The 21,208-nt window shown below is 33.8% G+C and carries 24 protein-coding genes and 1 tRNA gene; 2 read left to right on the plus strand and 23 right to left on the minus strand.

Annotated elements, in window-relative coordinates; translation table 11 throughout:
• Positions 1-7: 7 nt before the first annotated feature.
• The 16 genes from aat to CSUIS_RS03735 all read right to left on the minus strand — a co-directional run bounded on the left by aat (position 8) and on the right by CSUIS_RS03735 (position 14,832).
• Entirely contained in the window at positions 8-670 is a 663-nt protein-coding gene (gene aat, locus CSUIS_RS03660) for a leucyl/phenylalanyl-tRNA--protein transferase (RefSeq protein ID WP_086297176.1), read from the minus strand.
• Positions 667-2,751 carry an AAA family ATPase gene (locus CSUIS_RS03665; protein WP_086297178.1) on the minus strand — a complete coding sequence of 695 codons (2,085 nt, stop codon included), beginning with the start codon at positions 2,749-2,751 and terminating at the stop codon, positions 667-669. Before CSUIS_RS03665 ends, aat begins: the two co-directional genes overlap by 4 nt.
• Positions 2,751-3,050 (minus strand): ATP-dependent Clp protease adaptor ClpS, encoded by a 300-nt coding sequence (locus tag CSUIS_RS03670; RefSeq protein ID WP_086236805.1) that lies wholly within the window; start codon positions 3,048-3,050, stop codon positions 2,751-2,753. Before CSUIS_RS03670 ends, CSUIS_RS03665 begins: the two co-directional genes overlap by 1 nt.
• Positions 3,040-3,648 carry a thioredoxin domain-containing protein gene (locus CSUIS_RS03675; protein ID WP_086236804.1) on the minus strand — a complete coding sequence of 203 codons (609 nt, stop codon included), beginning with the start codon at positions 3,646-3,648 and terminating at the stop codon, positions 3,040-3,042. The genes CSUIS_RS03670 and CSUIS_RS03675 overlap by 11 nt, the downstream gene beginning before the upstream one ends.
• Positions 3,649-3,657: 9 nt before the next feature.
• Positions 3,658-4,113 (minus strand): SsrA-binding protein SmpB, encoded by a 456-nt coding sequence (smpB, locus tag CSUIS_RS03680; protein ID WP_086236803.1) that lies wholly within the window; start codon positions 4,111-4,113, stop codon positions 3,658-3,660.
• 90 nt (positions 4,114-4,203) lie between these two features.
• On the minus strand, positions 4,204-5,376 hold the full coding sequence (locus CSUIS_RS03685; RefSeq protein WP_086236802.1) for a pyridoxal phosphate-dependent aminotransferase: 1,173 nt from the start codon (positions 5,374-5,376) through the stop codon (positions 4,204-4,206).
• A 3-nt stretch (positions 5,377-5,379) separates the two neighbouring features.
• Positions 5,380-6,051: a serine O-acetyltransferase gene (gene cysE / locus CSUIS_RS03690; protein ID WP_086297181.1), complete on the minus strand. Its 672-nt coding sequence runs from the start codon at positions 6,049-6,051 to the stop codon at positions 5,380-5,382.
• 2 nt (positions 6,052-6,053) lie between these two features.
• Positions 6,054-7,895, minus strand: coding sequence for a biosynthetic arginine decarboxylase (gene speA / locus CSUIS_RS03695; protein ID WP_086297183.1), 1,842 nt, complete (start codon positions 7,893-7,895; stop codon positions 6,054-6,056).
• Positions 7,892-9,121 carry a histidine--tRNA ligase gene (gene hisS, locus CSUIS_RS03700; RefSeq protein ID WP_086297185.1) on the minus strand — a complete coding sequence of 410 codons (1,230 nt, stop codon included), beginning with the start codon at positions 9,119-9,121 and terminating at the stop codon, positions 7,892-7,894. Before hisS ends, speA begins: the two co-directional genes overlap by 4 nt.
• The gene (gene tmk, locus CSUIS_RS03705; protein WP_086297187.1) at positions 9,118-9,696 is read right to left on the minus strand and encodes a dTMP kinase; all 579 of its coding nucleotides are present in this window, start codon (positions 9,694-9,696) and stop codon (positions 9,118-9,120) included. The genes hisS and tmk overlap by 4 nt, the downstream gene beginning before the upstream one ends.
• Complete coding sequence (gene coaD / locus CSUIS_RS03710; RefSeq protein ID WP_086297189.1) at positions 9,686-10,165, minus strand: pantetheine-phosphate adenylyltransferase; 480 nt, start codon at positions 10,163-10,165, stop codon at positions 9,686-9,688. The genes tmk and coaD overlap by 11 nt, the downstream gene beginning before the upstream one ends.
• A gap of 8 nt (positions 10,166-10,173) precedes the next feature.
• A complete protein-coding gene (gene flgA / locus CSUIS_RS03715) occupies positions 10,174-10,812 on the minus strand; it encodes a flagellar basal body P-ring formation chaperone FlgA (RefSeq protein WP_192940217.1) in 639 nt (212 codons plus the stop codon).
• A 5-nt stretch (positions 10,813-10,817) separates the two neighbouring features.
• A tRNA-Gly gene (locus CSUIS_RS03720) sits at positions 10,818-10,892 on the minus strand.
• 46 nt (positions 10,893-10,938) lie between these two features.
• Complete coding sequence (locus CSUIS_RS03725) at positions 10,939-12,117, minus strand: molybdopterin molybdotransferase MoeA (RefSeq protein WP_086297193.1); 1,179 nt, start codon at positions 12,115-12,117, stop codon at positions 10,939-10,941.
• Positions 12,118-12,120: 3 nt separating this feature from the next.
• A complete protein-coding gene (gene murA, locus CSUIS_RS03730; RefSeq protein WP_086236794.1) occupies positions 12,121-13,380 on the minus strand; it encodes a UDP-N-acetylglucosamine 1-carboxyvinyltransferase in 1,260 nt (419 codons plus the stop codon).
• A 102-nt stretch (positions 13,381-13,482) separates the two neighbouring features.
• The gene (locus tag CSUIS_RS03735) at positions 13,483-14,832 is read right to left on the minus strand and encodes a class II 3-deoxy-7-phosphoheptulonate synthase (RefSeq protein ID WP_086297195.1); all 1,350 of its coding nucleotides are present in this window, start codon (positions 14,830-14,832) and stop codon (positions 13,483-13,485) included.
• 124 nt (positions 14,833-14,956) lie between these two features.
• Between CSUIS_RS03735 and CSUIS_RS03740 the strand changes: the two genes are divergently transcribed.
• Positions 14,957-15,736: a M48 family metallopeptidase gene (locus CSUIS_RS03740; protein WP_086297197.1), complete on the plus strand. Its 780-nt coding sequence runs from the start codon at positions 14,957-14,959 to the stop codon at positions 15,734-15,736.
• On the opposite strand, the gene CSUIS_RS03745 is transcribed toward CSUIS_RS03740, so the two are convergent.
• Genes CSUIS_RS03745 through CSUIS_RS03775 form a run of 7 tightly spaced genes read right to left on the minus strand, consistent with a single transcriptional unit; the run spans position 15,733 to position 20,758 of the window.
• Entirely contained in the window at positions 15,733-16,524 is a 792-nt protein-coding gene (locus tag CSUIS_RS03745; RefSeq protein ID WP_086297199.1) for a phosphatidylserine decarboxylase, read from the minus strand. The genes CSUIS_RS03740 and CSUIS_RS03745 overlap by 4 nt on opposite strands.
• A 1-nt stretch (position 16,525) precedes the next feature.
• Positions 16,526-17,623 (minus strand): metallophosphoesterase, encoded by a 1,098-nt coding sequence (locus CSUIS_RS03750; protein WP_086297200.1) that lies wholly within the window; start codon positions 17,621-17,623, stop codon positions 16,526-16,528.
• A gap of 24 nt (positions 17,624-17,647) precedes the next feature.
• Positions 17,648-18,262 (minus strand): ATP phosphoribosyltransferase, encoded by a 615-nt coding sequence (hisG, locus tag CSUIS_RS03755; protein ID WP_086236789.1) that lies wholly within the window; start codon positions 18,260-18,262, stop codon positions 17,648-17,650.
• Positions 18,256-18,882 carry a type III pantothenate kinase gene (locus CSUIS_RS03760; RefSeq protein ID WP_086297202.1) on the minus strand — a complete coding sequence of 209 codons (627 nt, stop codon included), beginning with the start codon at positions 18,880-18,882 and terminating at the stop codon, positions 18,256-18,258. The genes hisG and CSUIS_RS03760 overlap by 7 nt, the downstream gene beginning before the upstream one ends.
• Positions 18,869-19,195, minus strand: coding sequence for a hypothetical protein (locus tag CSUIS_RS03765; protein ID WP_086292560.1), 327 nt, complete (start codon positions 19,193-19,195; stop codon positions 18,869-18,871). Before CSUIS_RS03765 ends, CSUIS_RS03760 begins: the two co-directional genes overlap by 14 nt.
• Positions 19,195-20,196 carry an L-seryl-tRNA selenium transferase gene (locus CSUIS_RS03770; protein WP_086297204.1) on the minus strand — a complete coding sequence of 334 codons (1,002 nt, stop codon included), beginning with the start codon at positions 20,194-20,196 and terminating at the stop codon, positions 19,195-19,197. The genes CSUIS_RS03765 and CSUIS_RS03770 overlap by 1 nt, the downstream gene beginning before the upstream one ends.
• Before the next feature lies 1 nt (position 20,197).
• Positions 20,198-20,758: a YfgM family protein gene (locus CSUIS_RS03775; RefSeq protein ID WP_086236946.1), complete on the minus strand. Its 561-nt coding sequence runs from the start codon at positions 20,756-20,758 to the stop codon at positions 20,198-20,200.
• Between the two features lie 161 nt (positions 20,759-20,919).
• On the opposite strand from CSUIS_RS03775, the gene gatC reads away from it, so the two are divergent.
• Positions 20,920-21,207 carry an Asp-tRNA(Asn)/Glu-tRNA(Gln) amidotransferase subunit GatC gene (gene gatC / locus CSUIS_RS03780; RefSeq protein ID WP_086298570.1) on the plus strand — a complete coding sequence of 96 codons (288 nt, stop codon included), beginning with the start codon at positions 20,920-20,922 and terminating at the stop codon, positions 21,205-21,207.
• Position 21,208 lies beyond the last annotated feature (1 nt).

The raw sequence follows: 21,208 nt of genomic DNA on the forward strand, positions 1-21,208 counted from the left end.
GCAAAATTTATTCCAAATTTGGCTCTAAATCACTAAATTTCTCAAATCCACTAGGTTGATTTGACTTAATATTTAAAATAGCCAAAAACTCATCTCTAGATATATTCTTTGCTCCTAAAAACTCAAGATGAGGATTCATAACCTGTGCATCAATGATAAAATCATACTTTGATAAAGCTTTAGCTAGAGTTACCAAGGCAACTTTAGAGGCATTTTTGCCCTTGCTTATCATGCTCTCACCGCAAAAAACCTTACCAAATATCAACCCATAAAGCCCACCAATAAGCTCATCTTTATAATAGATCTCCACGCTGTGAGCATAGCCAAGATCGTGCATTTTAATATAGCTATCTACGACATTTTGGTCTATCCAAGTTGGCTCTTTAAGCTCTCTTTGTATTTTGCAAAAATTTATAAAATTTGCAAAATTATAATCAAATTTAACTCTATAATCCCTTAAAAACGCTCTTAAACTCTTTTGAATTTTAACATTTTGCGGGTAGAATATCGCACGAGGATCGGGGCTATGCCAAAATATCGCTCCATCACAAGGCCAAGGGAATATACCATGCGTATAAGCATCAATTAAAATTTCGCTACTTAGATCGCCACCATAAGCTAGTGGCGTATCTTTTGGTGCTTTAGATGGATCTGGAAAGATGGATTTCATAGGCTATTTTTACTAAATTTAAACTCACCATTATCAAAATCAATGCTAACATCGCCGCCATTTTTTAAATCACCAAAAAGAAGCTCTTTTGATAGCTTGAGATTTATATTATCCTTAATGGTGCGTTTGAGATTTCTAGCGCCAAATTCGCTACTATAGCCTAGATTTATAAGCTCATTTATAGCTTTTTTGCTTAGGGAAATTTTAACTTTTTTAGCTGATATTTCTAGCTCTTTTATCTCTTTTTGGACTATTTTTTCAAGCACTTCGTGGCTTAAAGAGTTGAAATTTATAATCTTATCAATTCTGTTTCTAAACTCAGCGGTAAAAAATCCCTTCACAGCTCTATCAGTTTTATCGCTATCACTTTTATTAAAGCCCATAATCGGTGCTTCTTTGGTGCCTAAATTTGAGCTCATTATAATAATTGTGTTTTTAAAATCACTCTTATTTCCGCTCGCATCGCTTAGAGTTGCGTTATCAAAAATTTGTAAAAATATATTTAATAGCTCAGGGTGAGCCTTCTCAATCTCATCAAATAAAATCACGCTATATGGGTGCTTTTTTACCATATTTGTAAGCATACCGCCATTTTCAAATCCTATATATCCAGGAGGTGCCCCAATGAGCTTAGCTACGGCGTGTTTCTCCATATATTCGCTCATATCAAATCGCTCAAAATGGATATTTAAAGCATTTGCTAACTCTTTTGCTAACTCAGTTTTACCAACTCCGCTACTTCCTGTAAATAAAAATACCCCAATAGGTCTATTTGGCTCATTTAGCCCTGCGTATGATGTGATTAAAGCATCATTTAGGCTCTTTATAGCTAGGTCTTGACCAAATATTTTTTGGCTTAGCGTGGTGGTTAAATTTTTTAAAATTTGAGTGTTATCAGAGTTTGTTTGGATATTAGATAGATTTGCCATTTTAGAGACAATCTCATTTATTTTAGCTTTTGTTACGCTTTTTTTATGCTCGATATTTGTAGCGGCTCCAGCCTCATCGATTATATCTATAGCACTATCTGGCAGGAATTTATCACTTAAATATCGTTTAGCCATCTCTATACTTTGAGTTAGAATTTCATCACTATACTTTACGCTATGGAATTTCTCATAAGTTGGCCTTAAGCCTTTTAAAATTTCTAAAGTCTCTTCTTTGCTTGGTTCGGCTACATCAATTTTATTAAAACGGCGAAGTAGGGCTCTATCTTTATTAAAATTCCTAAACTCACTATAAGTAGTCGCACCAATACACCTAATATCCCCATTTGCTAGATGCGGCTTTAGGATATTTGCAGCGTCTTGACCATTGTCATTGCTACCTGTGTTTAGTATTGTGTGAATTTCATCTATAAAAATTATGTGATTTTTATTCTCTTTTAGGCGGTTTATTATCTCTTTTAATCTCTCTTCAAATTCACCCCTATATTTGGCTCCAGCTAAAATAGCAAATATATCTAAGCTAAAAATCACACTATCTTTTAATTTAGCTGGGACATTACCATCTACTATTCTTTGAGCTATTCCTTGGACTATAGCGGTTTTACCAACTCCTGCTTCGCCTACAAAAATTGGGTTATTTTTCTTATGGCGACATAGGATTTGTAGTGCTTTATCAATCTCTTTATCTCTATTTATTACTGGGTCTATTTGATTATTTTTTACTAATTCATTTAAATTTGTGGCTACAGATAGTAGATCATTGTCTTCTAAATTTAATCCGTGAAATTCAAATAATTGATATATTTGGGAGTTTTTATCAGCTAAAATTTCATCTAAAAATTCCTCTACTCCAAATCTCTCTTCTTCAGTGATATTAGAAAATAGTTCGCTAAGTTTATGAGTGAGTATCGGCGGCTTTTTCTCATTAGATTTTGGCGTATCTTTTAGCATATTTATTAGATCATTTCTAAGTGCTACTACATCGCTTATACCGATATTTTCTAAAAGTTTTATAAATTCCTTATCAAATGTCAATGTGTATAAGATATGCTCTGAGCTAATATACTCATGAGATTGAGATATGGCTAGGTCATTGGCTTGTTTTATTGACATTGCTAAATTTTGTTCTATCATTAATCCTCTTTTATAACGCATTTTAGCGGAAAGCCATTTGCTTTAGCAAGGCTTAGCGTTTGATTTTGTTTGGTTTGTGCGATCTCTTTGGTGTAAATTCCACAGACCGCACTTCCGTTTTTATGAATTTGCATCATTAAATTTACAGCTTGGCTTAGCTCTTTATTGAAAATTTCGCAAAGCACCATAACTACAAAATCCATAGTGGTAACGTCATCGTTTAATAAAATCACCTTAAAAAGAGTTGGTTTAAACTCTTTTAGCTTGGTTTTAGTATTAAGCGTTCTTTTAGTTTGCATTTAAAATCTTATCTATATCTTGGCTAATTGTGTTGGTGCTAACCTCTCCTAGGTAGAATTTATTCCCAACTACTGTGCCATCTATATTATCACTTAGACTTTGGTATATTCCATCTTTTAAAACCACTTTAAAAGGGATAGAAAGGGCTCTATTGTAGTTAATATCATTTAGAATTTGATCTACAATTTTGCTATTCTCTTTTGAATTTGCTATGAAATAATAGGCGTTATATTTTTTGCTAAAGTTCTCTAGCACATACTCATCGCTTACATCTTCAAAGTGAATTAGCCCAATTAACATAAATTTATCTGCATTCTTAAGCTGAAAATCCATAAGGTGTGGGGCTTCTTTTTGACATGGGGCGCAGTATGTACCAAATATATCAAGCATTAGAATTTTATCGCTATCTTTGAGCTTAAATCCATTTTCTGTGCGTATTAGCGTGGCTTTAGTGCCAATTATGCTAGTTAGCTCTATCTCATCTGCGGTTTTATACTGCTCTGATTGGCTTGTTTGAGTATTTGATTCATCTTTACTACACCCATTAAGTAGCAAAAACGCCGTTAGAAATAGGGTTATAAATTTAATATTTTTCATATTTTTCCTTTATATGTATCTTTTTAGGGCTGCTCTAGCTTCTAAATTTGCTTGTTTTTCTTTCAATGCTTCTCTTTTGTCGTGGAGATTTTTACCTTTGGCTAAAGCTATATTAGCTTTTACTATATTTTTATTATTTAAATATAGACTTAAAACCACGATAGTAAGGCCATCGGTGCTGACTTTACCAAGGAGCTTATCGATTTGTTTGCGGTGCATAAGTAGCTTTCTAGGCGCTCTCTCATCAGGGCGAAAGTGTGAGTGAGCGGTTTGGAGATGACTGATGTGAGCATTTAATAAAAACAGCTCACCACGAATTATTCGCACAAAGCTATCTTTTAAATTCGCTCTACCAGCACGAAGTGCCTTAACCTCGCTACCTTGTAACACTATACCAGCTTCAAAGCTCTCAATGATGGTATAATCATGAAATGCTTTTTTATTTTTTGCTAAATCTTTTCCCATTTTAATACTTTTATTATTTATAAGCTTAGGATTATAGCTAAAGATTGTGAATTTAGTTTGAATAAGAGTGCTTTATGGCACTCCTATAGCTTATTTTTTATAATTTTTGACAAATTCAGCAATGCGCTCAATACCGATTTTTAAGCTATCTATATCACACGCAAAGCTAAGTCTAAAGTATCCATCCATACCAAATCCCACTCCAGGCACAGTGGCTACTAAGGCTTTTTCTAATAATTCTTGGCAAAATTTCATTGAGTTAGGCTCGACATTTTTACAATTGATAAATAGATAAAATGCGCCATCAGGGCAGACTACGCTTAGATTTTCTATGCTATTTATAGCACTTACTGCGTAATCTCTACGCTCTATAAATTTACTTTTCATATACTTTATATCATTATCAGCTTTTCCTAAAAGTGCTGGGATAGCACCAGCTTGAACGATACTTGAGATATTGCTCGTACTTTGGCTTTGGAGCTTTCTAAGGGCTTTATTTAGCTCATCAATGCTACTTGCCATATAGCCAAATCTCCAGCCTGGCATTGCGCCACACTTGCTAAGTCCATTTATGGTAATTGTCCTTTTAAACATATCATCGCTAATTGACGCTGAGGCGATGAATTCGCCATTGTAGGTTAATTTTTCATAAATTTCATCACTTATTACTAGGATTTGGCTCCCTTTTAACACTTCGCTAATCTCCTCAAGCTCAGCTTTACTATATACGCCACCACATGGGTTGCTTGGGCTATTTATGACAATTGCTCTAGTTTTTGAGGTTATGGCTGATTTTATCTGATTAGCAGTTAATTTAAATTTATTATCTTCACTAGTTTCTATGATAACTGGAACTCCACCGCAATATTTGACAATTTCAGGATAGCTTACCCAGTATGGAGATGGGATAATAACTTCATCGCCGTGGTTTATAATACAAGAAAATAGGTTAAATAAAGAGTGTTTAGCACCCACATTTGTGATTATTTGGCTTGGTTTATAATCTAGATTATTATCTCTTTTTAGTTTTGTAGCAATAGCCTCTAATACCTCAGGTGTGCCAGGAACTGGAGTGTATTTACCACAACCCTTATCTAATGCTGATTTTACCGCATTTTTGATAACTTCAGGTGTATCAAAATCAGGCTCACCAGCACTAAAGCTAATGACATCAAGCCCAGCTGCTTTCATCTCTTTGGCTTTTGAGCTAATTGCTATTGTGATACTTTCGCTTAGGACAGAAATTCTTTGAGATAGTAACATTTTTTACTCCTTGATTGATTTTATATACTCTTGATATTTTTTGTCTAATACTATTTTAGAATCGCCGCAAGATTCGAGATTTTCCACCCTTTTTATTAGATATATTAGCAACTCTTTTGTAATATCAGGTAGTTTGTTGTGCTCTAATGGGCGAGTGTTGCCACTAACACATTTAGCTGGAATTCCAACGGCTGTAGAGTTAGGTGGGACATCTTTTACCACTACTGAATTAGCACCTATCTTAGAGCCTTTACCAATAGTTATATTTCCTAAAATTTTTGCCCCAGCACCAACTACAACTCCATCTTCTAAAGTAGGGTGCCTTTTGCCTTTATCTAAGCTTACACCACCTAGAGTTACACCTTGATATATTAAGCAATCATCGCCAATTACTGCTGTTTCTCCGATTACAACTCCAGTTGCATGATCGATAAAAACGCGTCTGCCAACCACAGCTGCAGGATGTAGATCAACTCTAGTTAGAAAGTTGCTAATACCAGCTAGTATTCTAGCTAATTTATGCCATTTTTTAACCCATAAAGCATGGATAAATCTATGATTGATCACAGCCCATACACCAGGATAGTTAAATATCAGATCTACGCAACTACGATATGCTGGATCTTGAGATTTTGGTTGTGATAGATCTTCTATTATTGTTTTTAAAATTCCCATTCTTAGCCTATAGTTTTTAAATAGCCATTATCGTTTAAAAATAGATATAACTCACCTAGGATATGTTTTTTTTGTTTCTCATCTACTAAGGTTGAGTTTTCTATCCTTTCATTTAAAGTATCTCTAATGGAGTGTATATCATAATCTAAATCTTCTAATATATCTATAACAGATTGTGATTCTAAGATATTTTTTATCTCATAATTGCCATTTTCATTAAGGATAATTGTAGCTTCAGTCGGATGGGTAAAGAGATTATGCTTCATTCCAAGCACCTCTTGATACGCTCCAACAAGGAAAAATCCTAAGAAATAATCCTCTTTTTCTAAATCCACATCATGTAAAAATAGAGGATTTTTAGTCGCATCAAAGCTGATTTCACCATCACTATCGCAAGTAATATCCCAAATAGAAGCAGACAAAGTAGGGCGCTCATCAAGTCTATCAAGAGGCATTATAGGGAAGTTTTGCCCAAGACCCCAAAAGTCAGGCAGGCTTTGAAACATAGAAAAATTCACTAGATATCTCTCTTGGACCTCTTCTTGAATTTTTAAAAGCTCAGCGTAATTTTGCTTATTACCTAAAAGCGAGATCGCTTTTTTCATGATTAGATGGACTAAAATTTCGCTATTTGATCTATCTTGAAGATCTACATAACCTAAGTCAAATAGGGTTAAAACGCTCTCCATATGATCTATTGCATCATGAAGATACTCTATAGCGTTGCTTGGTTTTATACTCCTATATAAGTCATATAATTCGCTAATTAAAGGGGGATTATTTTTTTTTAATATCAATTTTTCTTCTGTATATTCTTGGCTAAATAGCTCAAGCACTGGAGCTACCAAGACAGCGTGAGAAGCAGCAATATATCTACCGCTTTCTATAAATATATCAGGTTCAATCTCATTTTTTTGATTTGCTATAGTTTTTAGTAAGAATACAACATCATTTGCATACTCTTTTAGAGTGTAATTTCTACTTGGATTTTCCTTAAATTGCGAATACTCTATAGCCAAACCGCCACCTAAATTTATAGCTTTTAGGGATTTTGCTCCCATTTTACGAAGTTCTGCGTATATGTTTCCAGCTTCTATAAGAGCTTTTTTAAGTGGGTGAATTTCATCAATTTGACTTCCAATATGGAAGTGAATCATTGTAAATTGTTCTATTAGGTTATTCTCTTTTAGTAAATTTACTGCTTCAATTAGCTCAGTTGATGTTAATCCAAATTTGGAATTTATCCCACCGCTTTTAGCCCAAACTCCAGTCCCACTACTATGAAGTCTAATTCTAAGTCCGATATTTGGCTTTGGCTTAAATCTCTCTTTGGCAGTGGAGATTATCGATTTTAGCTCATTTAATCCCTCAATTGTAAGAGTGATATTATGCCCCATTTCAGCAGCGATAAAGCCAATATCGATTAGCTCATTATCCTTAAATCCATTTACGGTAATTGGCGCACCATAGTTATTATACGCCATAGCTAGGAGCAATTCAGCCTTTGAACCAGCCTCTAAGCCATAGCCATAACTCTGGCCGATTTTAACTAAATTTTCTACAAAGCCTGGATATTGATTGACTTTTAGTGGATATACAGCATTAAAACTTCCACTATATCCAAACTCCTTTTTGGCTCTTTCAAAACTAGAATAGACTTGGACAATTTGCTTTTTTATAAGATGTGGAAATCTAAGGAGTAAAGGCCCTCTATAGCCATCATTTCTAATCTCTTTTACTATATCGATTAATGCTGGTTTTAAGTCGCTATTTAGACAGACCTTACCGCTATCAATTATAAAATTTGAATCACCCCAAAGGCTAAGTCCATAGTCATTTGTCATATTTTGCTCCCTAAATCATCTATAGATATTCGTTTTTCACTCTTATCATTTAGGTTTTTATACCAAATTTGATTTTGGCTAAACTCATCATCGCCAAGACACAAAAATATCTCAAACCCTCTTTTATCGGCTATATTTAGGTGCTTATTTGGGCTTTTGGCTTCATATGAAATCTCTGTTATATGGTGCTTTCTTAGCTTTTGAGCGATTTTGTAGATTTCATCTATTAAATTTGGATTTAAAGCACATATATAAATCCCTTGACGGCTATTTTGTGGCTCTTTTTGCTTTAAAATTTCCATAATTCTCTCAATTCCCATAGCCCAGCCCACTGCTGCAGTAGGTTTGCCACCTAGATACTCACAAAGTTTATCATATCGCCCACCACCTGCTACAGCACTTTGAGAGCCAATCTCAGCACTTACAAATTCAAAAGCACTTTTGCAGTAGTAATCCAAACCTCTAACTAGCTTAGGGTCAATCTCAAACTCAACCCCATTTGCTCTTAAAATCTCTTGAAGTTTATTAAACTCATCTTGGCAAATTTGATTTAGATTATCTGTGATTAATGGCGCGTTTTTTAGGATATTTTGACAACTATCATTTTTACAATCAAGTATTCTAATAGGATTAGTCTCTAGCCTTCTTAGGCAGTCCTGACATAGATTTTCTTTGTTTATATTTATAAATTTAACCAACTTATCTTTATAAGTTGGCATGCACTCGCCATCGCCTAAAGAGTTGATTTTAAGAGTTGTTTTAATCCCTAGATTATTTAAAATTTCATTTAGCATTAAGATCGCTGAGGCATCTTCATAAACGCTAGCTTCGCCAAAGCACTCTACGCCAAATTGGTGAAATTCCCTCAAACGCCCACGCTGAGGACGCTCATACCTAAACATACTACCATAATAAAAATACTTTCTAATCCCACCAACTCTATCAAATTTACTCTCTATAAAGGCTCTTACCACCCCAGCTGTGCCTTCAGGGCGAAGGCAGACATCATTACCACTTTTATCAATGAATTGATACATCTCCTTACCGACAATATCACTACTTTGTCCTACGCTTCTTTTAAATAGTGTTGTCTCTTCTAGCTTTGGGGTCTCGCAAAATTTATAGCCGTAGTTTTTGACTACACTTTCACAGGTTTGTATTATAAATTTATATAGCTTGCCATCATTTTCAAGCAGATCTTTCATACCACGAAGAGCAGTTATCATATAAATTTCCTTATTTTATCTTGTATAATCTCTGGTGCTAGTGATGCGTCTATCTCTAATACTTCAAATTTTAAATCGGTGAGTATTATACTCATAAATTCTTGAACTCTCATTAAATACTCAATCCCACGACTCTCAATCTCATCGCTACAATCTCTATTAAAGAGTCTTTGGTGGATTAATTCTTTATTTGCTTTTAAAAAGATAAATTTATCCCCAAAGTCCGAGCAAAGGGCAAATTTATTTAGCTCAATTAGGGTTTTAATATCTAGATTATCATCATTTGCCATAGCGTATGCAAGACCTGAGATAAAGCTTCTATCACTTAAGATTAAATTTTTATAATTTGGTTTTATAATCTTCTCATAGTGTTCAGCACGATCTGCTAAAAATAGTAGTATTTCAGCTCTTTGAGATATTTTACTTGCATTGCTCATAAGATACGATCTAATCATCGCTCCAAGCTCTGTCCCACCTGGCTCTTTAGTGATTATGGCATTTGGATAGATCTCTTTTAGCATATTAATCTGCGTTGTTTTACCCGCTCCATCGACCCCTTCAAAACTAACTAACATACTCATCCTTTATTTTTTGATAAACCTCTTTTGGCACAAGTAAGCTAATATCCCCTTTATGACTTAAAACAGATCTAACAATGGAGCTTGATATGAAGGCATTTTTAAGACTTGGCATAAAATACACTGTCTCAAATTCGTTCCACAAAGAGGCATTAGCATAGCCAATTTGTAGCTCATATTCAAAGTCACTTACGGCTCTTAATCCCCTTACAACCGTGTTGATATTAAGCGATTTAGCAAAATCAACTAAGAGATTGTCAAATCCTACAACCTCTACGCTAGATAGATCTTTTGTAGCGATCTTGGCTAATTCAACTCTTTGATTGTAGTTAAAATATGGGGTTTTGCTCTCATTTAAAGCAACTGCTACAATAACCTTATCAAATACATTACTAGCACGCTTAATAACATCAAGATGCCCATTTGTAATAGGATCAAAAGTCCCTGGATATATACATGATTTCATTCTTACCTCTACTTGATTATAGCTTGATTTTTATTTATTACTTGTGCTTTTAAAATTTGATTATTTTGATTTCTTACGCTGATAATCTGTCCTATATTGCCATCGCTAAGAGCTGTTACTATAATCTCAACTTTTAAAGCACCATCATTGATCATAGCTGTGATTTTATCGCCTTTTCTTATATCGCTTAGGGTTTTGAAGTGGCGGTTTGTTAAAATTTTACCACGCTTTATCTTGCTTTTAGTTATGAGCTGATATTTGGGAATGCTAGTTAAAGCTTGTTTATCATAATCTTTTAAATTTACAAATTTTTGCTCATAATCGCCTAAATTTAAGATATGATCTCTATCTATATCCCTTTTAGCGATTAATACTTGAAGTTTAAAATCAATTTTAAAGTTAAAAAATATACTTTTATTACTCTTATTTGGCGTTATGTATATCGCTCGAAATGCCCCGCTATCATCACGCAGATTAAGTAAAATAATCTCTTTTAGTATAAATTCATTAAAATTATTTGGTAAATCATTTGGCTTATCTATATTTATAGAGCTGATATTTATAGAGGGATACTCATCTTTTATGGTTTTGTGAAGTCTATCAACTAAGGTATCGCTAAAAAGTGGAATAAAAAATATAAGAAGCAAAAATATGGAGCGGGAAACGAGATTCGAACTCGCGACCCCAACCTTGGCAAGGTTGTGCTCTACCCCTGAGCTATTCCCGCATTTTTGTAAATTAGGGTGGAATAATATCATATTTTTACCCACTTGTCAAGATATTTTATAAATTTTTATCTCTTGATTATCGCAAATTTCACTTTGACCGATATTGGAGATATATATAGAATTTGATAACGATATTGGTCTTATCATCGAAGGACTATAGATATTATCATTTGTAGCTCTAAATTCGCCGTTATTTGCTGTACCAATTACAATATTTGCTCTACTAGCTTTGAATTTTAAGCTACCTTTAAATTTCACAATCTGCGTTTTAGGTAGATAATCACTCCAATTAGCAACTCTTTTAACAAATGGTATAACGGTGATATATGTAGCTAGTAAGCACGACATAGGATTGCCAGGCAAAACAAAAATAAGCTTATTACCATTTTTATAGCATTTTGTTGGTTTGGCTGGACGAGCATCAATAGAGCTAAATAATGGCTTAAAATCAAGCGAGTTTAATACTTCACTCATATAATCAGCCTCTCCTTTACTAGCCCCACCGCTTGTGATGATAATATCATAATCGCTGCAGCTATTAATAGCCTCTTTTATATATGAAATTTCATCTTTTAAAATCCCTTTATACTCACTTTTAAACCCATTTTGGCTTAATGCTGATATGATACCAAAGCTATTTGCGTTATATATAGATAGTTTATCGCACTCGCTCCAAGGCTCATTTATCTCATTTCCACTACTAAAAACAGCAATTCTAGGATTTTTAAAAGTATTAATATAGCTAATTCCCTGAGCTGCTAGGAGCATAATGTTAGCTGGGGTGAGCCTTGAGCCTTTAGCTAGTAAAAGCTCTCCAGCCTCTATCTCTTCGCCTTTGATTTTTCTAGCATTATTTTTAGGTGTATCTGGTGGCACTATTAAATTTCCACTCTCATCAAAAGACTCATTTTCTATCATTACAACGCTATCAGAGCCTTTAGGAAATGCCGCACCGGTCATAATCTTATAGCACTCATTTTTACTAATTTCATAGCTATTTTTATCTCCAGCTAAAATCACTCCTTTAATTTTAAGAGGACTATCTATGTCAGCGTAAGCAAAAGCATATCCATCTAAAGCAGAGTTATCAAATGCTGGTAAGCTTCTACTAGCTATAATATCACTAGCTAGGATTTTTCCAGTAGCTTGGCTAATGGGTAAAATTTCGCTCCTATTTAGTGGCTCCAAATCTTTAGCTAATTCAAATATCTCATCAACTCTCATAATCTACTCACTAAGTCTTTTTATATCAGCTCCAATGGCAGTAAGCTTGGATTCTAAATTTTCATACCCTCTATCTAGATGGTAAATTCGGTGAATTCTTGTCGTCCCCTTAGCTCTTAAAGCAGCAATGATAAGTGCCGAGCTAGCTCTTAAGTCAGTTGCCATCACATCAGCCCCATTTAGCTTTGTGCCTGTGATAGTGGCTATATGACCATTTAGCTTTATATCAGCTCCCATGCGAGATAGCTCACTAGCGTGCATAAAGCGATTTTCAAAAAGTCTCTCATCAATGCTAGATACTCCATCAGCCACACAAGCAAGAGCCATAAATTGCGCTTGCATATCTGTTGGGAAGCCTGGAAATTCAGTAGTGATTATATTACATGGTTTTAAATTGCCATCGCTAATTACTTTTATTGAGTTAGGATTAAACTCAAATTTAACCCCCATATCATAAAGCTTTGAAGTGATGGCTACTAGGTGATCTGGATTTATATTTTCTATTATAACCTTTCCACCAGTGATTGCTACAGCACACATATATGTTCCAGCTTCAATCCTATCTGGAATTACTCTAATCTCATCTAAATTTATAAGCGTTCTATTTGTGCCATATATGGTTAATTCGCTTGTGCCAATACCATCAATTCTAACTCCATTTTGATTTAAAATTTCGCATAGTTGGACTACTTCAGGCTCCTTGGCTGCGTTAAATATCTTAGTTACGCCATTTGCTAGAGCTGCTGCCATTATGATATTTTCAGTGCCAGTAACTGTGATTTTATCAAAAACGATATTAGCACCCTTTAATCCATCATTTGCACTAGCTATCACATATCCATCTTTTATCTCTATCTTTGCCCCCATTTTCTCTAATGCGCTTAAATGCAAATCAATTGGTCTAGCCCCAATGGCGCACCCACCAGGGAGTGAAACCTCACAATGGCCAAATCTAGCAAGGAGTGGGCCAAGCACCAATATAGAAGCACGCATAGTGCGGACAATATCATATGTGGCTTTTGTGGAGTTTATAGCCATTGTATCTATTTGTAGGGTTGAGTTTGTAAATTCAGCCTTAGCGCCTAAATTTTGTAGTAGTTTTATCAAAGTTTTTATATCAGCTACTTGTGGTGCGTTTTGGATTGTTACTCTATTTTTGGCTAGAATTGACATAGCAATTATAGGTAAGGCTGCGTTTTTAGCGCCACTTATTACCACTTTGCCTTCTAAATTTTTTCCACCTTTGATTTGTAGATAATCCATACTATCACCTTATGTAAAAATAGATATGGATTATACCAAAAATATGCTTATATTTATTTTGAATTTAATATATTCTAAAAGCTATGGCTAAAATACCATAGCTTAAGAGCGAGATTTTTTCACTTCATCTGCGATTAAGAAAGCAAGCTCTAGGGCTTGATCGGCATTTAATCTTGGATCGCACTGGGTTTCATAGCGACTAGCAAGAGCCTCTTGAGTAACCTTAAATGCACCACCAGTACACTCTGTAACATCTTGTCCTGTCATCTCTAAATGCACCCCACCAGCTATAGTGCCACAAGCATTATGAATATCAAAAAAGCTTTTAACTTCTTTTAAAACATTATCAAATTCACGAGTTTTATATCCATTAGAGGCTTTTACTGTGTTACCATGCATTGGATCGATACTCCATAGGATATTTAATCCTTCAGATTTAACATTTTTTAAGATATTTGGTAGGTAGCTCTCTATCTTATCAGCACCCATTCTAATTATGATATTTAGGCGACCATTTTCGTTATTTTGGTTTAGTTTGTTGGCTAATTTTATCACATCATCAGCTGTGGCATTTGGGCCGATTTTACACCCAATTGGATTTTTAACTCCGCTTAAGAAATGGACATGAGCGTCATTAATACCTCTAGTTCTCTCACCTATCCAAAGCATATGAGCAGAGCAATCATACCAATCTCCACTTAAGCTATCAACCCTTGTAAGTGCCTCTTCATATGGTAGTAATAGTGCTTCGTGAGAAGTGTATAGCTTAGTTTCGCTTAGGGTTGGAGTATTAGAAGTTGTAACCCCACAAGCCTCCATAAATTTAAGAGCATTTGTAAGCTCGGAAGCGAGTTTTTCAAATTTTTCATCTAATTCACTTCGCTTTACAAATCCTAAATTCCATCTATGAACTTCGTGTAAATTAGCCAATCCGCCTCTTGAAAATGCCCTTAGAAGATTTAGCGTAGATGCGCTTTGATAGTAGGCATCTATCATTCTTTTAGGATCTGGGACTCTAGCTGATTCATTAAATTCAAATCCATTTATGATATCGCCTCTATAGCTAGGGAGCTTAACCCCATTTATCTCTTCAAAATCGCTACTTCTAGGCTTAGCAAATTGACCAGCCACACGACCGACCTTGACTACAGGACAGCCACCAGCGAAGGTAAGGACAATTGCCATTTGTAATATAATCTTAAACATATCACGGATATTTACTGCATTAAAGTTAGCAAAGCTCTCAGCGCAATCTCCACCTTGAAGTAAAAAGCCATGGCCTTGAGTGACCTTAGCTAGCTCATCTTTGAGATTTCTAACCTCACCTGCAAATACAAGTGGTGGGAGTTTGCTAAGCTTATCTTCGCACTCTCTAAGCTTGGTAATATCTGGATACACCGGTTGTTGTAAAATATTATAATCTCTCCAACTATCTTTATTCCATTTACTCATTTTTAACCTTTTGAATTTCTATAAAATGCGTGATTATAGCCAAATAAATCTTAAATTCTAGCAAATTTAGGATTTTACTAGATAAATTTGGGTAGAATTACTAACATAAATTTTAAGGAAAAATATGAAAAAATTTATATTGATATTTGCTCTTATATTTTTTGTTGGTTGTATGCAAAATACCACAAATGTAGGCCACTCTGAAGTTAATAGGGGTCAGTTAATGCTTATATCAAGCGAGGAGATAAATGAGGCTTCTGCTAAGGCTTATACTCAGATAATTGATAAAGCAAGGGCGACAAATACGCTAAATAAAGACCCAAAATTAACACAAAGAGTAAATAATATATCAAATAGATTAATTGCTAAAACTTTATATTTTAGACAAGATAGCTCAAAGTGGAATTGGGAGGTAAATGTAATTACAAGCGATACTATCAATGCTTGGTGTATGGCTGGTGGTAAAATCGCCGTATATACCGCAATTGTAGAGAAATTAAATTTAAATGATGATGAGCTAGCATTCATCCTATCTCACGAGATTGCTCACGCCTTAAGAGAGCATGTCAGAGAGCAGCAAAGCCAAGAGATGATAAAGAGTGGATTAATAAATGTAGCTTCGATTTTTGGGGTTGATAATACTATTTTAGGGGTTGCAAATTTAGCTGCAAATGTGGGAATTTCGCTGCCATTTAGCCGTTCGCATGAGAATGAGAGTGATGAGATAGGGCTTGAGCTTGCTTATATGGCTGGATTTAATCCAGATGGTGCGGTTTCACTATGGAAGAAGATGCAAGAGCACTCAGGCGATGGTGGATTGGAGTTTTTAAGCACGCATCCAAGCCATGAAAATAGAATAAAAAATCTACAAGCTCTAGCAGTTAAATTAAAGGCTAAGAATTAGCATATATTAGCTATGCTTTGAGCTTGTTTGAGTATCATATCTTTTTTGATTGTGTAGTTGATGGCGTTATTTTGAGTGATTATAACTATGGTTGAGCCTAGATCAAAATTACCTATATGTTCGCCTTTTTTTAAGCTTAAATTATCATATTTATATAAAGCTTTGGTTAGATTTGAGTTGGTTTGAATGCGTGGTTCAAAGTCAAATTTCATTTTACCCACATTTAAAGCACCTACAAAGACCATCCAGATTAATTTGCCATTTTTTAGCCTTGCTTTTAGCACGACTCTCTCATTTAACGCATAGAGATTATCATGCTTTAAAAGAGCGCTTTTTGCTACGCTAAATAGCGTTCCAGGAGTGTAATTTAAACTCAAAATATCCATATCGCAAGGGGCGTGATAGTGGTGATAATCTCTTGGAGATAAATATATGTTTAGATAGTCAAATTCGCCATCAAGCTCACTATCTTCAAGTGATTTGCCTAGTAGTTCATCTATTTTATACTCTTTGGATTTTATGCTATAAGCTTTTAGATTATTCCCCTTAGCACACTCAAGGCAAAGCCCATCGCTTGGCGAGACAAAGCCATCGCCAAGTGGTCTTGGAGCTTGTAATTTTCTAGTAAAAAGAGCATTTAAACTATCATAGCTATTAATTGGATTAAACTCACTCATATCTATTTTAAATTTTTTAACATACCAGCTATTTATAGCATTTTGAAGCCATTTTGGAAATTTATAGTGTGCGACCAAGCCAAAATAGTTTGAAAATTTATTATAATCCATATTAATCTCCCAGCTTTAAATATACAATTTCACTATTTGTTCCAACTCTAAATGGCGGTCCCCATAGTCCAGCACCGCTGCTTACTAGTAGTTGCATATTTTCATTGATTTTATATAGTCCATAGATATATTTTTGATTTATCCATACTAAGAGTGAAAATGGAAAAATTTGTCCGCCATGAGTGTGACCTGAAATAGCTAAATCCACATCTTTATTAAGATATTTTAAAGATCTAGGCTGATGGGCTAGTAAGATTGTAGGCAAATTTGAATTTACACTTTTGAAAGTTTGATTAAAATCGGGCTTAAATTTATCCATTTTAAAGCCGGTAATATCATATACACCTGCTAAATTCACGCCTCCCATTTCTACACTTTCATTTTCTAAAACTCTAATTCCAAGCTCTTTAAATTTACTAATCAATCCATCAATTCCGTGATAATACTCATGATTACCAACGACCATAAAGGTGCCAAATTTGCTTTTAACATCTTTTAAAGGATCTAAAAAATCGCCCAATTCATCACTACTTAAATCTACCAAATCGCCCACGATAAATAAGGCATCTGGATTTAATAAATTTATTTTATCAACTATACTAGCCATATACTCTTTTTGAAAAAACTCACCTATATGCACATCGCTGATTACTGCTAGATTTAATGGGGATTTGAGATTTTGAATTTTTACATTATATTCAGTGATTATGGTGTTAAAATTTGCATTATAAGCGCCAATTATAATATACAAACAAAAGCCAAAAATCACACATATATCAATGATAAATTTAGCTATTTTTTGACTATTTTTTTTAAGCTTTTTTATAAAAAGTAGTGCTAAATTAAATGGCAAAATGGTGCAAAATAGCATAAAGCTTATACCTATGCAAATTATGGATACTTGATAGATTAGTGGCGGAAGCGGAGAGCTTTTAATGGCGATGAAATATGCAACCTCAAATAGAAATATAAGAGTAAAAATCAGTCTTAAAAGCCATTTAAATTTAGATATTAAACTATTTTTAAACCACCAATAACTATATAAATTCATACCAAAAAATATAATTGTAGATAGTGGAATGAATATATGTGGACTCATTTAAAACCTTAATTGATGATAAAATTACTTTTTGATAATGCTATTGATTTTATGATAAAGCAAGAGAATTTCATCTCGTTTAGTGATAAAACTATTTTTATTAGCAATTAGATGAGCGCTACTTTGCATTATCTCTTGGGCTACTTTTAGGCCATTTTGCTTCATTGTAGTGCCAGTCTCTACAATATCTACTATCGCATCGCTAAGCCCCACAATCGGAGCTAACTCAATTGAGCCATATAGCTTGATTATCTTTACTGCAACTGCCTTTTGGTCAAAATAATTTTTAGTGATATTTGGCATTTTAGTTGCGATTTTTAGCTCCGGTTTGGTGTAATCTAGCTCTTGATTATCCTTAATCCCGATACAAACTCTGCATTTTCCAAGTCCAAGATCAAGTAGTCTAAGCACATCGCACCTATGCTCTTCAAGCACATCAAGACCTACTACGCCTATATCAGCAGCTCCTTCGGTTATATAAGTCGGGATATCTTGATTGCGAACCATTAGGAATTTAAACTCTCCTTTTTGCATAATGAGCTTTCTATCTTCAAATTTAAACTCATCACCAAAAATTTGAGTGAAAATCTCCAAGGTCTGATCAGCAATTCTACCTTTTGGTAGTGCTACACTTAGCATAAAATCTCCTTATTTTCATTTATGGCTCTTTGCATACCGCGAAAAATCAGCATTCTATCATATATGGATTGAGTAAAGTATTTAGATAAAAACTCACCATCTCCACCGGTGAGATATATTGATTTTCCACGGGAGAATTCATTAATTAAGTTTACTATTGGCTTGATTATTCCATAACTAATAGCGTCTTGTGTGTGCTGTGGCAAACACTCTAGGTCTATTTGCGAATTCAGCGGTAGATCTAGACGCTTTGAAATAGTCTTTAAGCTAGATAGAGAAGTTGTAATTCCTGGTATGATAAACCCACCGATATGGCATCCATTTGCCATTAAATCAAGCGTGATGGCACTTCCAGCATCCACTATAAGCCCATTATTTATAGCGTAGCAAGCTGCGGCTCTATCTACTCCTAAGCCAATATAAGTGCTATTTAGATTAATATATGGCTCAATATCTATAAATAGTGGCTCTTGGATTTTTTGAGCTACTCTTTCATTTACATTTATATAATATATTTTCTCTTTTGGTTCATAAAGATTAAACTCATCAATATTTAAATTCCAAATCTTCCTACCATCAAAAAAGGTGGCATGAGTATTGCCAATATCACACAAAATCATAGAATTTCCAATCTAAATTTGATTTTAAAACTTTCGAGCATATCGCAGAGTTATATAATAAGCCAAATTTAACTATATTAATGTCAAATTTACGCTTTACAAGCTCACTTATTTTTTTCAACTCTTCAAGCTCCTTATTTATAAATCTACTTTTAGACTCTCTAAAAAAAAGCAGATTATAAAATCCACTACTATCAACACCTAAAAAGAGTTGATAGTTACGCTTTTTACTAAACTCCTTTATATCAAGGGTTTGTAGATTTTTAAGTAGAATTTTATGCTGGTTAAAAATATTACAAATTCTATTATCCATTATTTTAATTCTAATATTTCATCATCATAGTAAAAGGCATTTTCGCCCATAAAACTCTTTTTGCTAATCTCTGAGTTAAGCTCTACAATTTCAAGATTATTTAAATTCAAATCAGTGATAAACATATATCCAGTTTTTTCAATTATATATAGCTTATCATCTTTTGGGATAACGCCTGAGAATATGGCAAATTTGAAGTTTTTGCTACTAAGCTTATTTAGTTCTAAATCTAAAATCTCCACCATTCCATCTTTTAAAAATAGATAAATTTTTCCAGAATAAATCAAGACATCCTTGATTTGACCATCATAGTGCTTAACTCCTTGAGTAGAGATCGCCATTAGCTTAGTAGCACTGGCTGCAAACATCTTATCCCCAAGGAGATCAAGGAATATAATATTATTAAAAAATGATTCACTACTTACTACTGCATCTCTTAATATGCGACCATTAAATTTATCTACTATCATAATTTTGCCATCCAATGTTGGATAGACGATAATTGAGTTTAAAAATACTGGATTTGCCATCTTAGCGTCAATGGCATATGCTACGCCGACATTATACTCTAGTAGCAACTTGTCGCTTATCATATCTATTAGATAGATGGTATTATCCACGCTAAGTGCTGCAAGGTGGTTGTCATTTATAGATGCTGATACTATGCGAGTTTTAAATTTGGTAGTATAATACTCATCTTCGCCCATTAACACCTTAAAATTACCATCAATACTAGATATTAATAATTTGCCTTGATACTCGCCTAAGAAGTTATCATTTTTATCTAAATTTAGCTCTATTATATTACCATTTTTAAGTAGTATATTGCCATTTTTTAAGACAGCTCCATATCTACTAGTTTGCTGCAAAGATGAGCTCAATGAGCCATCAAAACTCACATTTTTAGATACAAACTCAGGCTCATAATACTCCCTTTTTGTATAGCAACCAGCAAGAGTTAAAATAATTAAGGATGATAAAATGTAGTTTTTTAAATTCATACTATTTTCCTTGATAGTGTTCTAAATTTTTAACTATTGGTTGTAATTGTGAATTTAGTGGAATTTTAGCAAATTCGCCTTTTGCTTCGTCGATTTTACCATCTTTTAATAGCTCATATCCATCTATTAGATAGTTATAATTTGATAAAATTTTAGCTGATTTATTACCTTTTAAATTTTGTAAAATCTCTTTTAAAAGTGGATCAATATCTAAAGCCAATGCTTCATCTATAAGCTTGATTTTATTTAAATCATCTGCGGTTTTAATCACAAATAGTGCGTATAAAGATGGATTTTTAGCTATTAAAAGCTCTTTTGAGCTATTATCATCAGGATTATTTATTAGTGCGTTATATGCTTTATTTGCCTCTATTTTTGTCTCAACTTGTATAGTATTAAAAACACCATATGCGATAATTGCGATTAGTATAACCAAAAATATAGCAATTAAAATTCTCTTATTTTTTCTAAAAAATCTTTCGCTTTTTATAGCGCTTTCTAAAAACTGCTCTTGAGAGCTTATCTCACTTTTGATATAATCAATATTCTCTTTAACTGCCAAAGTAAGTTCCTTAAAATAAAAATTTGCTAATTTTAGCATAAATTTTCTTAAATATAACAAATAATAGCTAATTATTAAAAACTTACCAATATTGATAATTTATATCTAAGAAAACTTATGATATAATGAGCGCCAAAATTTTAAATTACGAGAGTATAGCCGTGCATATTGATGATAAAATGCTTGAAAAATTAGAAAAGTTAAGCGCATTAAAAATCCCAGATGACAAGCGAGAAGAGTTTAAAAGCCAACTTAGCAAAATTGTAGATTTTGTAGATGTTTTAAATGAGTTAAATTTAGATGGTGTAGAGGCTGCTGTAAGCACTATAAGTGGTGGAACTTTACTTCGTGATGATGAGCCAGTAAAGAGCGATGTTATAGATATAATATTACAAAATGCCCCAAAAAAGCATGGCAGAAGCTTTGAAGTGCCAAAGATTATTGAGTAGA

Origin of the sequence: Campylobacter porcelli (genome assembly GCF_002139855.1) — a bacterium.
Taxonomy (GTDB): domain Bacteria; phylum Campylobacterota; class Campylobacteria; order Campylobacterales; family Campylobacteraceae; genus Campylobacter; species Campylobacter porcelli.

What these genes read in the sequence shown, in the direction of transcription:
- smpB (WP_086236803.1), bottom strand. Translation starts at nt 4,113, where the DNA reads ATGGGAAAAGATTTAGCAAAAAATAAAAAAGCATTTCATGATTATACC.
- hisG (WP_086236789.1), bottom strand. Translation starts at nt 18,262, where the DNA reads ATGCTAAGTGTAGCACTACCAAAAGGTAGAATTGCTGATCAGACCTTG.
- speA (WP_086297183.1), bottom strand. Translation starts at nt 7,895, where the DNA reads ATGACAAATGACTATGGACTTAGCCTTTGGGGTGATTCAAATTTTATA.
- CSUIS_RS03735 (WP_086297195.1), bottom strand. Translation starts at nt 14,832, where the DNA reads ATGAGTAAATGGAATAAAGATAGTTGGAGAGATTATAATATTTTACAA.
- murA (WP_086236794.1), bottom strand. Translation starts at nt 13,380, where the DNA reads ATGGATTATCTACAAATCAAAGGTGGAAAAAATTTAGAAGGCAAAGTG.
- CSUIS_RS03665 (WP_086297178.1), bottom strand. Translation starts at nt 2,751, where the DNA reads ATGATAGAACAAAATTTAGCAATGTCAATAAAACAAGCCAATGACCTA.
- coaD (WP_086297189.1), bottom strand. Translation starts at nt 10,165, where the DNA reads ATGAAATCATGTATATATCCAGGGACTTTTGATCCTATTACAAATGGG.
- CSUIS_RS03765 (WP_086292560.1), bottom strand. Translation starts at nt 19,195, where the DNA reads ATGGATAATAGAATTTGTAATATTTTTAACCAGCATAAAATTCTACTT.
- CSUIS_RS03725 (WP_086297193.1), bottom strand. Translation starts at nt 12,117, where the DNA reads ATGAGAGTTGATGAGATATTTGAATTAGCTAAAGATTTGGAGCCACTA.
- CSUIS_RS03770 (WP_086297204.1), bottom strand. Translation starts at nt 20,196, where the DNA reads ATGAATTTAAAAAACTACATTTTATCATCCTTAATTATTTTAACTCTT.
- CSUIS_RS03740 (WP_086297197.1), top strand. Translation starts at nt 14,957, where the DNA reads ATGAAAAAATTTATATTGATATTTGCTCTTATATTTTTTGTTGGTTGT.
- tmk (WP_086297187.1), bottom strand. Translation starts at nt 9,696, where the DNA reads ATGTTAGTTAGTTTTGAAGGGGTCGATGGAGCGGGTAAAACAACGCAG.
- CSUIS_RS03670 (WP_086236805.1), bottom strand. Translation starts at nt 3,050, where the DNA reads ATGCAAACTAAAAGAACGCTTAATACTAAAACCAAGCTAAAAGAGTTT.
- CSUIS_RS03760 (WP_086297202.1), bottom strand. Translation starts at nt 18,882, where the DNA reads ATGATTTTGTGTGATATTGGCAATACTCATGCCACCTTTTTTGATGGT.
- aat (WP_086297176.1), bottom strand. Translation starts at nt 670, where the DNA reads ATGAAATCCATCTTTCCAGATCCATCTAAAGCACCAAAAGATACGCCA.
- CSUIS_RS03675 (WP_086236804.1), bottom strand. Translation starts at nt 3,648, where the DNA reads ATGAAAAATATTAAATTTATAACCCTATTTCTAACGGCGTTTTTGCTA.
- CSUIS_RS03745 (WP_086297199.1), bottom strand. Translation starts at nt 16,524, where the DNA reads ATGGATTATAATAAATTTTCAAACTATTTTGGCTTGGTCGCACACTAT.
- CSUIS_RS03750 (WP_086297200.1), bottom strand. Translation starts at nt 17,623, where the DNA reads ATGAGTCCACATATATTCATTCCACTATCTACAATTATATTTTTTGGT.
- cysE (WP_086297181.1), bottom strand. Translation starts at nt 6,051, where the DNA reads ATGGGAATTTTAAAAACAATAATAGAAGATCTATCACAACCAAAATCT.
- CSUIS_RS03685 (WP_086236802.1), bottom strand. Translation starts at nt 5,376, where the DNA reads ATGTTACTATCTCAAAGAATTTCTGTCCTAAGCGAAAGTATCACAATA.
- hisS (WP_086297185.1), bottom strand. Translation starts at nt 9,121, where the DNA reads ATGATAACTGCTCTTCGTGGTATGAAAGATCTGCTTGAAAATGATGGC.